Annotated in this window: 9 protein-coding genes and 4 pseudogenes; 5 read left to right on the top strand and 8 right to left on the bottom strand. The window is 55.4% G+C overall.

Going from position 1 to position 15,430, the window contains the following annotated elements; translation table 11 throughout:
• Nucleotides 1-123: 123 nt before the first annotated feature.
• The 8 genes and pseudogenes from JFU48_RS11405 to JFU48_RS11370 form a co-directional block, all read right to left on the bottom strand.
• A complete protein-coding gene (locus tag JFU48_RS11405; protein ID WP_201136538.1) occupies nucleotides 124-1,212 on the bottom strand; it encodes a M14 family metallopeptidase in 1,089 nt (362 codons plus the stop codon).
• 105 nt (nucleotides 1,213-1,317) lie between these two features.
• Complete coding sequence (locus JFU48_RS11400) at nucleotides 1,318-2,616, bottom strand: MFS transporter (protein ID WP_201136537.1); 1,299 nt, start codon at nucleotides 2,614-2,616, stop codon at nucleotides 1,318-1,320.
• Nucleotides 2,617-2,786: 170 nt separating this feature from the next.
• Complete coding sequence (locus JFU48_RS11395; protein WP_201136536.1) at nucleotides 2,787-3,707, bottom strand: LysR family transcriptional regulator; 921 nt, start codon at nucleotides 3,705-3,707, stop codon at nucleotides 2,787-2,789.
• Nucleotides 3,708-3,868: 161 nt separating this feature from the next.
• Nucleotides 3,869-5,245 carry a DUF1329 domain-containing protein gene (locus JFU48_RS11390; RefSeq protein ID WP_242486631.1) on the bottom strand — a complete coding sequence of 459 codons (1,377 nt, stop codon included), beginning with the start codon at nucleotides 5,243-5,245 and terminating at the stop codon, nucleotides 3,869-3,871.
• 11 nt (nucleotides 5,246-5,256) lie between these two features.
• A complete protein-coding gene (locus tag JFU48_RS11385; protein WP_201136535.1) occupies nucleotides 5,257-7,086 on the bottom strand; it encodes a DUF1302 domain-containing protein in 1,830 nt (609 codons plus the stop codon).
• Between the two features lie 462 nt (nucleotides 7,087-7,548).
• Nucleotides 7,549-8,664: pseudogene (locus tag JFU48_RS11380) on the bottom strand (type VI secretion system Vgr family protein); the annotation flags it as partial.
• 913 nt (nucleotides 8,665-9,577) lie between these two features.
• Entirely contained in the window at nucleotides 9,578-11,074 is a 1,497-nt protein-coding gene (locus JFU48_RS11375) for a CapA family protein (protein ID WP_201136534.1), read from the bottom strand.
• 205 nt (nucleotides 11,075-11,279) lie between these two features.
• Nucleotides 11,280-11,522: a hypothetical protein gene (locus JFU48_RS11370; RefSeq protein WP_201136533.1), complete on the bottom strand. Its 243-nt coding sequence runs from the start codon at nucleotides 11,520-11,522 to the stop codon at nucleotides 11,280-11,282.
• A gap of 302 nt (nucleotides 11,523-11,824) precedes the next feature.
• On the opposite strand from JFU48_RS11370, the pseudogene JFU48_RS29925 reads away from it, so the two are divergent.
• From JFU48_RS29925 to JFU48_RS11350, 5 genes and pseudogenes are all read left to right on the top strand, one after another.
• A pseudogene (locus JFU48_RS29925) lies at nucleotides 11,825-12,318 on the top strand (site-specific integrase); the annotation flags it as partial.
• Nucleotides 12,319-12,423: 105 nt separating this feature from the next.
• A pseudogene (locus JFU48_RS11365) lies at nucleotides 12,424-12,672 on the top strand (transposase); the annotation flags it as partial.
• 93 nt (nucleotides 12,673-12,765) lie between these two features.
• Nucleotides 12,766-13,971, top strand: a complete 1,206-nt coding sequence (locus JFU48_RS11360; RefSeq protein WP_201136532.1) for an ISL3 family transposase — start codon at nucleotides 12,766-12,768, stop codon at nucleotides 13,969-13,971.
• Nucleotides 13,967-14,890: pseudogene (locus JFU48_RS11355) on the top strand (IS3 family transposase); the annotation flags it as partial. The gene JFU48_RS11360 and the pseudogene JFU48_RS11355, both read left to right, overlap by 5 nt.
• A gap of 157 nt (nucleotides 14,891-15,047) precedes the next feature.
• Nucleotides 15,048-15,254, top strand: coding sequence for a helix-turn-helix domain-containing protein (locus JFU48_RS11350; protein ID WP_446739766.1), 207 nt, complete (start codon nucleotides 15,048-15,050; stop codon nucleotides 15,252-15,254).
• Nucleotides 15,255-15,430: the final 176 nt, after the last annotated feature.

Here is a 15,430-nt window from a genome sequence, read left to right as displayed (position 1 = left end):
TCTGAACACCCTTTTCACTGTATTACTAGGTCTGCGGCCGGTGAGCAATCAGCGCCACACCCTGGAGGCGGCGTACGGATTCAGAGCGCCCTGAACGGCCATTTTTACGTTATTGCGCTCTATTTAAAGTGAGGGCCTGGTGAGGTTGAAAACAGTCAGATCCAACACCTTGCGGCCCTGTTGCAGTACTGCACGCTTCCAGGTATCGGTATCCACATAAAACGCATCACGTAGTTGTTTTTTGATGCGTTGGGACTGAGCGTCGGGTGCCTGAGGATTGCAGTGCAGCCAGTGATCGGCCCGTAAAGCGTTGAGCACTTTTATACCCGAAAGGGTGCCATACTCCAGGGTAAGTCCGTTGTACTGGGCCTGCGGGCAGGTCTCCAATACCATTAGGTCGATTGTGCCGTTGAGCTGGGCCGATACCGAATTGCCCTCGGCGCTGTTAGTCATCTTCTCACCCCACCAACTTCTCCCACGGGCGATGTCTTCCGGTTCCTGGCGACCCTTGTAGATGTATTCGCCCACGCCGGTTGGGCCAAGGCCCGTGTGCACGTCGATCCAGCCGATACGCTGGCAGTGTTGTGCATGCTGTAGGAGGATCCGGCGCAAGGTGAGGTTACTCCAGACGGGCGCCGTGCCCGCAAAGAACAAGCCGCGCGGATCGCTGTGCTGGCCGCGGGAGATGCCACTCTGCAGGGCTATTCGACCGTTGCGTAGGGCGTAGCCGATCAGTCCGAGCGAGCTCGACAAAGTCGGTGGCTGGCGTTTGGGAAGCAGCAGGTGGACGAGGGCTCGATAGTCCGGGTTGTCCGGCAGTGGCTGGGTGAAATCGAGGAAGTTACGGTTCAGATCGACATTGTCCTCGTTAACTCGGCGCAGCCAGGAAAAACCATGGGGGTTGAGGGCGTGCAGGAACAGCACGGCCAGGTCTTCGCGTTTGCAACGTTCGACCCAGGAAGCATCCCGCAGCAGATCGACCTGCAGGCCTGAGCCACAGAAACCTTCCGCGCCGTGGCAGCCGCTGCTGATTACCATCAGGTTAGCGGCGTCCGGTGCGCCAAGGCGAGCAACGTCCAGAGCTAGCTCTTCTCCATCGCGACCGGGCAGCGGGTGGACCCAGGATTCGATGGAAAGCCCGGCGGCGACGCTGGCGTCGAGGAATTTCTGCCGGGCTTCGGCGTAGTGTTGCGAGAAACTGGAAAGATCCATATCGGTCCTTGTGACGTAAAAGTGCCCGCATATTTTTTGGGCATGGCCGCGCCCGAGGCGCAGGCTTGCTGCTTGCACCGGTGACGGAAAAATGTGAGGAGCTGATTAGGCCTCGCTTGCGGCCGGTTCGTGTTTGGACGAGGAAGCGTTTGAGGTGATCAAGGTCAGCGCCTGGCGACTGCGCTCGGGGTCGATCAGGCGCAGAGCCAGCAAGCCGCCAATCAGCAGGGCGATACCGAACAGGCCTATGCTGAGTTCGAAGCCTTTGACCAGATCGCCACCTTCCCAGCCAATGGCCTGGCCGACCATGTGCGGGGCGAGCATGCCGGCACTGGTCATCAGGCCGATGTGGATGGCCAGCATGCTGCCACGCTGCTTGGGCGGGGCAATGTAAGCGACGATGGAGTTGGCAAAGGCTGGCACCAGGTTCACCACGACGCCGCCCACCAGGTACAAGGCCATGGTGCTGTACAGACCCTGCTCGACGAGGCCCATCAGGCTCAAGGCTACACCGCCGATCAGGCACGCCATTGCTGGAGGCATCGCCATTGCCATCCGTACGCTGGCTCCGCGTTTGAGAGCACGTTGCGACAGGCTGGAGACTGCCAGGTTGAGAAAGATCACGCCGACCGTGGCAGCCATCACCACATACCCGGATTGCATCGGCGTCATCTGCAAGCCTTTCTGCAGGTAAGTCGGTACCCAGCTGTAGATCAGGGCAGTGGGCAGGTAGGTGCAGAATCCGGCCAATGTAATGAAAATGAACGTGCGGTTGAGCAGTAAGTCGCGATAAGGGGCCGTTCCGTCGCCGCCCTCGGCGACCGAATCGTCATGCAGGCCCTCGCGACCAATCAATAGCCAGATGACCAGCCAGATCAGGCCGATGCCCGCCAAGATAAGGTAGCCCACACGCCAGCCCGTATGCTGGATCAGTATTGGCAGAGACAGTGCGCCCACGATGGCCCCGATCATGATCGCCACCTGAATCCACGCGGCAGGCTGCACTCGCTCGCGCGGTAGGAACCACTTGAAACAAGCGTGTTGAGTCACCGCTGTGGCTGGGCCACAGCCAGCACCCAGCACCATCCGGGCGGCGACTAGAGCATAGAAACTGGTGCTTATGGCGGTGAGTACCTGGGCGGCCATCCAGACAATCGACATGCTGGAAAGAATCCAGCGACTTGGCAGGCGGTTGGCGAGAAAGCCCACCAGCACGCCAGAAACCGAGTAGAGAAAAAAGAAGACACTGCCGATAAAGCCGAACTGCTCCGGCGATAACTTCAGTTCATCGATGATCTGCGGGCCGGCGAAAGCGAAGATGGTCTTGTCCAGTACGCTGATGACCATTACCGCCATGAGCATCAGGACGATCAGGGTGCGACGTTTGTTGGAAGGGGGCTGCATTGGCTCAAGCCTCGCAAAGGTAAACACGGTAGTAGGCATGCAGCATGCCGCAGGCATCAACCGATGAATAATCACCTCTGCGCATGTGTATCGGTTTTGGTTATCCATGCGTGAGGCGGCTTGGCGCCGCCTAGTCGGCGAGAAAGTGCGTGCTGGCTCCGATGCCGGCATCAGCCGCTAAACAGTCCATTACTGTTGGACACATCCGGGTTGGTGTAGGCGTATACCAGTTCATTGGCCATCGCCTTAGCTTCACGAGTCATCAGTTCCTGATCTCTACAGCCCAGGGAGATATTCATCGAGGGCAGCGATTCGGCAATTTGCAGGCGCTCCAGATTCAGCAGGCTCTGGGCCAGTTCCAGCACGCGGATCGACCAGTAGCTGATCGCGTCGCTGCTGGCTGCCAGTTCTGCGTACAACACCACCGAGGCGCATTCAATGATGTTTTCCGGTGAGGCGATGCCGTACTCATTGAGCATCTGGCCAACCTTCGATTGCTCCAGTGACTCCTGCAGCAACCAATCCTGGCCTTTCAGTTCGCTCAGTGAGCGGGCGTGACGTATCGGGTGATCTTTACGGACGGCCAGTACCGTGGCTTGTTCATACAGCGCGATCCAGTGAAAACCATCCGAGCTGCGGGCTTCCGGCAGAGACGTCAGCACCAGATCAAGTTGTCCTTCCCGCAGTCCTTCCAGCAGTTTGGAGGGCCGCAGTTCAATGATCTGCACCTGAACCTTGGGGAAGCGTTTTCGGTAGCGGTTGAGGCTGGTCACAAACTGATGGCTGGGAGTAACCGAAGACACGCCGATCGCGAGCTTGCCATCCATCACGCCTTTGAGCGTGTCGATCTCTTCGCGTGCGCGGCGTACTTCTTCGAGCACCATGCGCGCGCGTTTCACTAGGCGTTCGCCGTACTCGGTGACCGTGATGCCGCGGTTGGAACGCACCAGCAGCGGCACGCCGAGCTCGGCCTCAAGCTCCTTTATCGCCTTGGAAAGCGCGGGTTGAGAAATATGCAGCTGGCGCGAAGCTTCCTGGATGCTGCCGCTTTCACAGATGGCGACGATGGCGCGCAGTTGGTGAAACTTCATGGCAAAAGCCTCGCCTGCTCAAGGTAAAAGACGGAATCTAAAGTAAAGAACCCACAGGGTGGTGGCAATGTGATTTCGGTGAGGGTAGTCGAAGAGTGGCCAGGTAAAAAAGCGGCGGTCAAAAGACCGCCGCAAAGGGTGGAGCGCGAAGGGGGGGTTGATCAACGAATCCCCGCAGCGCGCAAGGCATTGGGGGTGAACTGCTTGCGGCTGTAGGGCATGCCGAACTGGTAGGCATTTTGTTGTTCGTTGTACAGCGCACCCACCGCGTAGCGACCGGACAGAACGTCGTAGTGAGTTTCGGCGCTGAACTGCGGGATCTTCTGATCATAGAAGAAAATGCCGTGTCCTTCAGAGACGCGCCACAGCTGTCCGCGGCCGTCATAGGCATCCGCTTCGGCGGCTTGCCAGCTGTCCTCATCGATGAACAGATCCCGACGCGAATAGATGTGGCGCTGGCCTGCCTTGAGCGTGCCCCTGACATGCCAGACCCGGTGCAGTTCGTAGCGTGCATGCTCGGGGTTAAGGTGACCCGCCTGGATGATGTCGCTGTACTTCAACGTGGGCGAGCCCATCTTGTTGCTGTTGTAGGGGATGTACATTTCCTTCTTGCCGACCAACTCCCAATCGAAGCGATCGGGCGAACCATTAAACATGTCGAAATCGTCCATGGTCCGCATGCCTTCGGCGCCCGGGCTGTCGTAAGCAATCTGCGGCGCGCGGCGTACACGGCGTTGACCCGCGTTGTACTGCCAGGCCATACGCGGTTCGCTGACCTGATTGATGGTCTCGTGCACCAGCAACACCCCACCGGCCATGCGCGAGGGGGAGAGGAACTCTTCGCGGTAGAAGTAGAGGACGTTGGCCATCTCCTGTGGGGAGTAGTCAGTCAGGCCAGCGGGGTAGGCCAATTGCTGCTTGATCAGACTCGGGGTAAAGCTGCCATTGGTTTGCGGCGACGCCTGCACGACCATCCGCTCGAAGGCCAGGCCTCGGTAGCGACCGATGTGGTTCCAGATAACTTCCATACCGTTCTGCGGTATGGCAAAAGGCAGTCCGCCGCTGCGGAAATTCTGCAAACCGTTACCGCCTTCAGCCAGTTGAGTGTTGGCGGCGTTGAGGCGGCTGGTGTTGAGAAAATCCTGGGGCAGGCTGACCGTACGCCGGGTCGGATAGACCGGGATGCGGTAGGTATCCGGATAGCGCTTGAAGAGGGCGAGTTGGCCGGGGGTCAGCTTGCCCTGGTATTGCGCAACGTTGGCGGCGGTGATGGTGAACAGCGGTTTGTCTGCAGCAAAGGGATCACTGAGGAAGCCACTGGCATCACGCCGGCCGGCCTCCGGGCCAATGCCGCCGGTCCATGCCGGAATACTGCCGTCGGCATTGCCGGCCCGCTCCGCACCGATGGGCGTCAGGTCTTTGTCCAGTCGGGCGATCTGCTCTTGCGGGACTGCCGCCAGTGCCTGATGGGTCAGCAGCAGGCCCAGGTACAGGCTGCCGGCACTTAGGCGTTGGGTCTTGGAAAGGAAAAACATCATGTGCATACCCCTCAGAAATTCATGCCGGCACTTAAGGCGAGGAAATCGCGGTCAGTGTTCGTGTTGAAGTCGCCACCGAAATAGTCGGTGTAGCTCAGGCTCGCGGTATACTTGGACAGGTAATCGGCATCCAGACCCACGCTTACCGACTTGTTACCTTCGGTGAAAGTCGGGCCATAGCCCTCGACGTCATGAGCGAACGCCAGGTTGGGCTTGAGGTTGATGCCGGCGATGGCATTGTTGAAATCAAACACGGCGCGCAGCCGATAACCCCAGGAGTTCTGGGTGTAGAAACCCTTGTCGGTACACTGGTCGGGATTAGCGGAATTGAGCACGACCTTACACAAACTTTCGCCGCGTATCGTGCCAACGCCGGGAAGGCTGGCAGAGGCAGAAGCAGGCAGCGCACCCATGCCGTAGATGCTGCTGCGACCGAAACGCAGGTCAGAGCCGTCGGTCGAACCGAGGTTGCCAATATGGCTGTAGCCGACTTCACCGATCAGCGTCAGGCGGTCGCTCCCCAGCACCTGATCGAATGTGTGTACACCACTGATCTGGGCCTGGGTGAAAGGCATGCGCTTGTAACCTTGTACCAGGCTGCTATAGCGGTTGTCGGCCCAGTCGGTATCAAAGATGGCCAAGCCGTTCATGTTGCCCACGGTGTAGAGCTGACCGATGCTCGCGGCTGTAGAAACATCGGTGCCGTTGAGTGCTATTGGCATGTTTGGCCGGTGGCTGATCTCACCGGACAGCGCGGTGCCGTCGGGGGTGGTGGTGGCGAAGCTGATGCCGAACAGACGGATATCTTCCGGGTACTTCAGGTAGTAGCTGGCGGTAGAAGGTCCGGGCGCGCCAAGAATGGCACCGACGCCGGTGGCATTGCTGGTGGTCCACATGCTTTCCGGTGTGCGGCTGTGATAGTTCAGGGCATAGAAACCGAACTCGGTATCGTTGAGCTCCGGCACCATCCAGCGCAGCGCCACGCCGAACTGGCCACTGTCGCGAGCGTCCTGATCCGCGCCACGGGGCACCCAGCCATACGTGGGGCCATCGCGATCAAAGTCGCTGCCGTTTGTTGTCATACCGTAGTCGCAGCCCTTGGGCGCGGTATCGCCGCCGAAGAAGGTGCCGCAGTTATCGAGAACGGTCTTTTCCCATTCCAGTTGGTAGAAGGCTTCCACCGACAGGTTTTCCGTCAGGCCCTGGGTGACATACAGCATGTTCACCGGGATCAGGCCTTCCTTGATCTCCGAACCGGGACGGCGCAGCGAGGCCGCGTCGGCGGGGTTGATCGCGTTGATGCTGTTGCCGATGAAGGTGCTCTCGCCCCAACTCACCACCTGTTTGCCGACACGCACACTGCCGGGCAGATCGCCTAACAAGTAGTTGTGGTAAACGAAGGCATCCAGCAGTTCGAATCCCGATCCCTTCGCCGCACGGTCGCGTCCGCTGTCATCAATGTCATACAGCGGACGGTGCTCATCTTTCAGTTCGAAGTCGTACCAGTACTTGCCGCGTAGGAAGACGCCGGTCTCGCCGTAGCTCAACTGCAGGTCATGTACGCCCTTGAAGATCTTCGAAAACGTCTCGCCTCGCTTGAAGTTGAGCCGGCCGTCGTCACTGGTGCGGGTGGACGCGCGACCGCCGTTGGCTTTGCCGATGAACTTCGCGTCGGCGTCATCCATGGCCCAACTGGATCCGATGGACAGTGACGAGTCGAAGCGCCCCTCGATTTCCCCGATATTGAAGCTGGCGGCTTGTGCCGGTAGTGCGAAAAGGGCACCCGCCAGTGCCAGGGCATGAGGGCGAAAATCCCCTGCGCCTTTTGTTGTTTTATTCATAAGGCTCTCCGCCTAGGCGTGCTATTCAAGGAAGGCCGAGGCTGTCGCCACAAGGCTCATCATTGGGTAACTGTCTGAGGACAGTTGCGCTGGCATCTTAGGGCGCATCCGGCGTTCTGCCTTCTGAAAAAAATTTATGGCTATAGCCAAAGGTGAGACCGGAATAACTTTTGGGCGCTCAAGTCACACACATGTATGTGCGTTCGGCGACGCGGCCGCTTTCAAGTACGCACCGGCCAGGACCTTGGCTTACATCTACTCAACACTGGGCCAAACTGGCCCTTCCCGGTCACATCAATGATACGGTCGGCTAGGGGCGTTACCGCGCACGGATCTCAAACGCCCAAACTGTTTACTAAGTAGGCTACGCAGCTTAAGTGGCCTGCTTAGCATATTCAGTCTAGATAGGCGTTAGGTTATAGGTACACGTACGGCCAAGCCGAAGTTGCATCTGTGCGCTCGAATGGCTTCAAAACTAACCTCAAAACTGCAATCACGCGAAGCGCGGGTGGTCAGTCGGGTGATGACCGCGCCCGGTGCAAAGGCTTGCGGCGCACCACCACTGATCTTGAGCACCTGCCCAGGTGCCATAGTGGCACTGCTGCTAACGCCACTAAGCTGAGTCTGCCCATTGAGGTAGCGCTCATGGCGCAAGCGTGCATAGAAAAAGCCGCTTTCGCTTTGAAGGTCTTCGTCATGGGCGTAGCGGTCGCCCATGACGGTATAGGGTTCGGCGTAGTGATAGGCCTCGCCATAGGTACCGCTGGCGCCACGGGTTTGGTCGAAGTCACCGTTCAGGTGCGCGCTGGCAACACGGTGATGGTAGGCGCGGATGTTGACGTGCTGCTCCACCACCTGGTGGCTCGCTTGCAGTTGCCACCCCCCGTCTTGTCCGCTGCTGCTCAGCCCTGATTGCGGACGGTACGCCAGTTCGACGTCGAACTGGTAGTGACGCTGGTCGTCGTGGAACTCCACCACATCGATGTTCAGGCGTTCGTCGCGGGTGAAGCGGTACCAGATGCCGACGTCTGCCAGCAGGCGAGAGATAAAAGCCAGATCACTCTCACCGTATTGCATGACCTGTTCGCGTTTGGGGTATTCACGCACTACATTGAAGAGAAAATCCTGGCCTTCTAAGTCGTGGCGGCTGCGCAGAATGCTCTCGACGATTTCCGGCACCGATTGGTGCTGATAGATACGAAACTGTTTACCCCGCACCAGCAGGGCCAAGTGCGGTTCCAGAGTGATTTCGTAGCGGGCTTCGTCAGCAGAGCCGGACAAGCGTTTAAAACCGGTGACCACGCCGTGCAGCGTGCGCAGCGGCTTCACCTGGGACGCACTCAGGCCCAGAAAGGGCAAGTTATGCGGCGCATCGTGCAGGCTAAAACTGGCGCTCTTGCCAAGCATTTTTTCAGCACCGATGTCTCCGTCGGTACAGGTGAATTCCAAACGGTAGTTGAAGGGGTGACTCAAGCTCTCTTGGCCTTCGGAGGCGAGGACATCGAGCCGCGCATCAACATCACGGACACTGAGTGAATGCCGGCTGTGGTCGAAAAAAGTGCGCAGCTCATTGAGCATGTTCTGGCCTCCGTGGCGATAGGATCAGTGAAGAGCAAAGTAATATGGTGCTCACCGCTAATGCCCGGGTGTAACTCCGGCCATTTGAGCCGCGATGCTCAGTGCCTGGATGCAATTGGATTTGAGGCGGTGATATATGCGGATGGATGTCACGGCGTGCTTGGCTGAAAATGAGGGTTTGGAGACCATGCTTGAGGTCTGTCGTCATCAGGCTCGGGGAAGCGTTGAACATCCATTGTTCCTTATTTGCCTAGGCAGGACAGGCCTAGGTGCGCAGGAAGGGCAACCAAAAAAACGTGACAGTTGGCGTCATACCGGGCCCGAGAATATAAATAGGCACGCACGCTAACAAAGCGGAAAAGGAATTGATGTAGGAAAAGTCTCAAAAACCATTCTGAATGTTACGTCGGAGAGTGCTAAAGCAAAAACAGTGAAAATCAACACGATCCCATAGACGATCAATTCTGGGATGGATATCCGAGTTTGAGTGCACTTTCTGTTCCGCTGCTCCCCCTTGACCGAAATCAGTCAAGAGCCCGAGATGCGCAACTGTTTTTCTGAGGCGGACACCTGGATATGGGGTTCTGAGCGGACGTGGTAAGGCTTACGTTGGTATTTGGTTCCATTGCTCCCCAAACCCCGTTGCCTGCACGCCACTTCGTGACAGTTGCGCGTAGCACTTCAATTAGCTGAGCCATAACTCGTGGGGCAGGAAATGCTGAGAGCTCGGAAGCGCAGGAACTTTTGCTCAGAGCAGATTACTGCAATGTTTCTTATCATTATTCATTGGAGTCGGCCTGAAATAAAAATGACCCGGTGCACGGCCAGCCCCGGGTCAATAAAGGTGCATTGCGTACTTCTGGCACCCATCGTTTAGGTGAAGCTAAATTGGTGCCGCCTAGCTTGGAGCTTACTAATTGTTAGCTGGGCCATCCATCAACTTTGAAAGCGGGGACAAAATTTCTTTCCAAACTTTATCGCGCAGGTGCGGAAGTTGGTTCTTTTCTTCATCAGTTAGTCCGTACGCGTCCGGATTTTCTAGGACGTCATAGAATCTTACAATACGACAATTGAATTTTCCGCCCCCCAGATCCTCATTAACTATATAAATTGGTAATACTTTAAGTCCGCGCACGAATCTAGACCAAGGTTGAGAGCTAAATACGTCAAATTTCACTATATAGGATAGCTTAGAGTTGCGACTTTCCGGATGATAGCTAACGAAATCGCCGAAGCTGTAGATGACCAACTTACCATCTATCACCTCCGCAGGCTGACTAACGTGCGCATGATTACCAAGGATAACATCAACGCCGCTTAAAAGAATTTCACGCGCCGCACGGCGAATGTCGACGTGTGGATACATCTCAAACTCCCACCCCCAGTGACAATAAGCGATTATACAATCGGCCCCTCTATCTCTTGCTTGCGTAACTTGTCTCCTTAATAACGCGTAATCGGGGCCTGGGTTAACGTCGTTAAATCTTACCTCATTCACCAGGTACGGTTGGTCGGGTGGTATAGCATAGCCATTAAGGTCCATAGTAAAACTCAACAGAGCAACACGAGCATCACCTTTTTGGAAAATAACAACTTCATCTTGCTCTGCTTGGCTTGCAGCAGTGCCTGCGTAGAGTGCGCCAGATTTTTTGAGTACATCTAATGTGGCACGAACGCCATCAGGTCCCCAGTCCATCGCATGATTGGTTGCGGTGCTGAAGAAATTTATCTTCGCTTCAGAGCAGAATTTATTAAACATTGCTTCTGATGTGTTCATTTGAGCAGGCTGCCCCGACAACTGATAGCGCCCAATGGGCTTAGATTCATCAACGGTTGACTCTAAATTAGCACTAACGATATCAGCGTCACTATAAAAATCAACAATATCATCGAACAAACTAACGGTGTTCTCCGGTTTCAAAACATCAACTGCAAGCAAATCCCCAGCACATGCAACAGTGATATATTTGGCCTCGGGCGGAGTCTCTATAGCGAACCCCCCCAAATTTTGTGATGCAAAGACCTCTTCTATCCCAGACCCTTTCTCAGCAACTTCAAGCTGATTAAGCGAATAACGGTAAAGCCACTTTAGCTTTTCAAATGAATCATTCGCTATATCATAACGTCCCGTTCCTTGTTGGGGGTAATGAAAATCTTCATAAAAAATATAACTCATCAGGAGAACTGTCTGTCTTCTCAAGGCCTTTAGGTCAATTACCATTCCTCCTACAAGCCATTCGCAAAGCCTTCTAAATTTCTCCGCCTCTTCCGGGCTCACCGTCTCGATTATTGGTAGTTCACCGCTAGCTACATTTCCAAGGGTATCGACAACTTCCTCTAAATTTTCCTCAAGGTGGTTTTTAAGTCGCACAAAAATTTTTTGAATATCTTCTATCAAATACTCTTCCATTTTTTTTCTCGTCTGATTTTTATGGGGAAGGCTAAATTATGAAAATATACCCGCGGAGTCTCAGGCATACATCACAAAGCCGCCAACACACTGCCTCACCCGGGGGGGGCGAAATAAAACAAACAAAAACATGCAGTGCTTAGTGTCGTAGTATAGACGCCCACAAATTTCAGACATTTTATTTAGTTATACATATAACTATTTGTTATTCCAGCGACTCTTTTCCCGTTACATGATCCTCAATGGGATCTACCACCATGAAGACGAAGGCGTCAGTCTTGCCCAGGCGGAGGACGATAAAGCGCGCTTCGCGCACCTTAACAAACTGGATGATGAAGGACGCCCGACAGTGAGTCATGACAGATTTTCTGAGTTCGCTGACGGCCTGTATGGCATCGACCGTGCCGTGGCAGTGGCGTGGGGCGAGCGCTTGTTCATTGAGACGCATGGCTTCACCTTTGGCGAATGCCCCCGTGTAGTTTGAGGTGCTGGCCCAATTCGCGGGCGCGAAAATGCGCCCGATCACCTCTATAGATTAGGGTAACTCACATGATTAGCCCTATCCACCTGCTGGCCCCGCTGTTCGGAATCAGCGTAGTAACAGCGGCACCAGTTGAAGGCCCTGAGCCTATGGCCGTGGTATTTTCTGTGAACATCGCTAAATCATTGGTGGTAGGCTTCGCTGGAGACTTGCCGCCGACTCTCTCAGGCTCGATCACGATCCCCGTCCTATCCTGACAGAGAGCCCGAATGACTCCCCGCCGTGCCACTTCGCTACGCCCTGGACAATTCAAACACCTGTTTCGCATTGCATCCGTTACTGGCCGTTTGCCTGAGCGTGACGTGATGCTTCTTTGGCTGACTCACACGACTGGAATTCGCGTCACTGAACTGGCCTTGCTGGATGTGCCGACGTTCTCTATCCAAGCGGTGCGATAAAGCCTGAGGTGTATCTTCGGGCTGAGGTCTGCAAGGGATGCAGTCCCAGAAACGTCTACTTAACGAATGCTAGGTGCATCGCGGCCCTGGAAGACTGGCTATCAGTACGCCTCAGGCGCCGTTGGGGACTTTCCGGGGCTGATGAGTATCGTGGGTTGCGACCAGCATCGAAGCTGGTCCTGACGCACAAGGGGCAAGCCTTTGAGCTGGCTTTCAAGTACCGCATGTTGGACAGCGGGCCAGAAACGTACCCCGCCTGTGACAGTCTGCAACAGACTTTCAGCAGGCTCTATCGACAGGCGGGTAAGGGCATTTGTTCCATTGGAAAACTCAGCCCGTCGGGCTTAATGAATCGCCCCTAGTTTGGTAGACACCTCCAAGCCTTAAAATGAGGCCCATTAGGAGGTGCCATGAGCAACCAGCGTTATCCCGAAGAATTCAAAATCCAGGCGGTCAACCAAGTGACCGAAAAACAGCTTCCTGTTTCAGAGGTAGCTGCGCGATTGGGCGTGTCCGTGCACAGCCCCTATCCCTGGATTAATCGCTACACCAAGCCCCAGGAGCAGCGGGTTCAGGAGGACGATCAGAGTGCTGAGCTTCGCCGCCTACGTGCTGAGCTAATGCGGGTGACGGAGGAGCGAGACATCTTAAAAAAGGGTTCTTCACGGAATCCCGGGAAACACAGAAACAAGAACGCCGATTTGATTGATGATGTTCGTGCGAGCAAACACATCTAACAAACCGGCGTTCTTATGCGCGATATTAATACTTTCCTTCCGTTTTGGGAGGGCTTTTCTGTTGTCACGATCAAGCCTGATGGCGACGCGCTTCAGATCGACCTGATTCCCCACGCCACCCGATTCCCTTCCTGTAGCGGCTGCCAAAAAACCTGTTCAACCACGCATGAGTATTGCGAGCGAACCGTCCGCGATTTACCGATTCTCGGCCGTGCGGTGCGCCTCAGCGTGTTGCTCAGGCGTGTTGTCTGTCGTGACTGTGGTAAACGTATGGAGGCCGTCAGTTGGCTGGACCGCTATGCCCGCATGACGCGGCGTTTGGCCGAGGCGGTCATTCAGGCCTGCGAACGCCTCCCCACACTGCATGTGGCTCAACTGTTTGGGCTGCATTGGGACACCGTTCGGTTGCTGGAGCGTCGAGCTTTGCAAGCGGCGTTGAGCGTTTTGCCAAAGGCACAACCGCGAGGTCTGGTGATGGACGAGTTCGCCCTGTTCAAAGGTCATCGTTACGCCAGCGTGGTGCTGGATGCGGATACACGTCGCGTGCTGTGGATCGGTGAAGGCCGCAGCCGAGCAGCGGTCAGGCCTTTCTTCGAAGAATTGGGGCCAGAGGGTTGCGCTCGCATCGAAGCGGTGGCGATGGACATGAACACCGCTTTTGACCTGGAGGTTCGTCAGCACTGTCCCAACGCGCGAGTGGTCTACGACCTCTTCCATGTGGTGGCCAAATATGGCCGAGAGGTGATTGATCGGGTTCGCGTCGACGAGGCTAACCGGTTGCGTCACGACAAGCCTGCGCGCAAGGTTATCAAGCAGGCGCGATGGCTGTTGCTGCGCAATCCGCAGAACTTGAAAACGCCGGAACAACAGGTCCGCCTGGAGGATTTGCTGGCGGCCAACCAAGCGTTGATGACGGTCTATTTGATGAAGGCTGAACTCAAAACGCTCTGGACGCCAAGTACCGCCTGGGGCTGGAGATCAGCCTGGAAGCAATGGCTGCGCCATGCGCATGAAAGCGAAATTCCAGCTCTGATCCAGTTCGCCACACGGCTAAAGGGTTACTGGCGGGGCATCGTGAGCCGGGTTCGCTGGCCGATGCACACCGGTCAGTTGGAAGGAATAAACAATCGAATAAAGGTCATCAAGCGGATGGCGTACGGTTACCGGGATAGCGAATTCTTTTTCATGAAGATCAAGAGCGTCTTTCCCGGTAATCCGTGATGAACCTAAAAAAGGCCGCCGCGTACTTTGCCAAGGAGTTCGGCTGAAGTACGCCTTTATTAAGCAGCTTTCCGGTGACTACGCCATTCGACGGCTTTGCCTGACGCTGAAGGTTCATAATAGCGGCTACTACGCTTGGCTATCCGAACCAAAATCTGCGCGCGCCAAGGAGGATCAACGACTGCTCGGTTTGATCAAGCATTTCTGGTTGGAAAGCGGTGGTGTTTATGGTTATCGCAAGATCCATGATGACCTGCACGAAGTTGGTGAGAGCTGTGGCCGCCACCGGGTGGCTAGGTTAATGCGCTTTGAAGGTTTGCGTTCTCAAACAGGGTGTCGGCGGCGACCAGGAAAATCTGGTGGTAAACCAGCGGTTGCCTCACCAAACTTACTGAAGCGCCAGTTCGATGTCAGAGAACCCAACAAAGTCTGGGTCACCGACATCACCTACATCCGAACCTATGAAGGCTGCCTGTATTTGGCCGTGGCGCTCGATCTGTTTTCACGCCAAGTCGTTGGCTGGTCAATGAAGTCACAAATGACTAGCGACTTGGCCATTGATGCACTGCTGATGGCAGTGTGGAGGCGTAAGCCGAAGCAAGAAGTAATGGTTCACTCTGATCAGGGCAGCCAATACAGCAACTCTGACTGGCGCAGCCTTTTAAAGGCCAACAACCTTATCGCCAGCACGAGCCGTCGAGGTAACTGTCACGACAACGCCGTAGCTTAGAGTTTTTTCCAGCTGCTGAAACGCGAACGAATCAAGAGAAAAATCTACACCACACGGCAAGATGCTCGTGGTAATGTGTTCGATTACATCGAGATGTTTTACAACCCAAAACGACGTCACAGTTTCAACAATCAGCTGTCACCGGTAGAGTTTGAAAAGCGCTACACAGCGAGCTTGGAGAGTGTCTAGAAAACCCGGGGCGATTCAACTCGCCTGTCGAAGATAAACTAGGCCGATTTCATTGAGGCACCAGAAGAGTTAGCGCAAAAGAAATGCGGATTATAATCCGTATCCCGTGTGTCCGCAAAAGCACGATAGTGCCGCCTCAAGTTGAATTGATACGGTCATGGATAAATTGGCGAAAGCGTTAGGGAAACGCATCCGAGTGCAGAGGAAGGCCTGCCGGATTTCCCAAGATGCTTTGGCGCTGGCATGCAATATCGACCGCAGCTACGTTGGGCGAATCGAACGTGGCGAGGTCAATATCACCGTCGAGAAGCTCTACCGCATCGCAGGCCAACTCTCCTTCAAGCCTTCTGCCACAGCCGTCTGAAATCTAACCTGAGCAAATAATAACTGCGCGCAAGAAGGTCAGACAGGAGCGTCGATATTACTTTGTCCCACTCCGTCAGCATCCTCAAAAACGTGCGGCTCCTGTTCACGTTATCCAACACTTCCAGCGGCAGCTTCTCGTAATCGGTCACGGCGTCCAAAACGGTAACCTAGACG

Source organism: Pseudomonas sp. TH49, assembly GCF_016650625.1.
Classification (GTDB): Bacteria; Pseudomonadota; Gammaproteobacteria; order Pseudomonadales; family Pseudomonadaceae; genus Aquipseudomonas; species Aquipseudomonas fluorescens_H.
The sequence above is the reverse complement of the archived record's forward strand: the minus strand, read 5'-3'. Positions and strand labels throughout refer to the sequence as shown.

Excerpts from the sequence above, each read along its gene's own strand:
- JFU48_RS11350 (WP_446739766.1), top strand. The coding sequence starts at position 15,048 with ATGGATAAATTGGCGAAAGCGTTAGGGAAACGCATCCGAGTGCAGAGG.
- JFU48_RS11405 (WP_201136538.1), bottom strand. The coding sequence starts at position 1,212 with ATGGATCTTTCCAGTTTCTCGCAACACTACGCCGAAGCCCGGCAGAAA.
- JFU48_RS11395 (WP_201136536.1), bottom strand. The coding sequence starts at position 3,707 with ATGAAGTTTCACCAACTGCGCGCCATCGTCGCCATCTGTGAAAGCGGC.
- JFU48_RS11400 (WP_201136537.1), bottom strand. The coding sequence starts at position 2,616 with ATGCAGCCCCCTTCCAACAAACGTCGCACCCTGATCGTCCTGATGCTC.
- JFU48_RS11375 (WP_201136534.1), bottom strand. The coding sequence starts at position 11,074 with ATGGAAGAGTATTTGATAGAAGATATTCAAAAAATTTTTGTGCGACTT.
- JFU48_RS11385 (WP_201136535.1), bottom strand. The coding sequence starts at position 7,086 with ATGAATAAAACAACAAAAGGCGCAGGGGATTTTCGCCCTCATGCCCTG.
- JFU48_RS11390 (WP_242486631.1), bottom strand. The coding sequence starts at position 5,245 with ATGATGTTTTTCCTTTCCAAGACCCAACGCCTAAGTGCCGGCAGCCTG.
- JFU48_RS11370 (WP_201136533.1), bottom strand. The coding sequence starts at position 11,522 with ATGCGTCTCAATGAACAAGCGCTCGCCCCACGCCACTGCCACGGCACG.
- JFU48_RS11360 (WP_201136532.1), top strand. The coding sequence starts at position 12,766 with ATGCGCGATATTAATACTTTCCTTCCGTTTTGGGAGGGCTTTTCTGTT.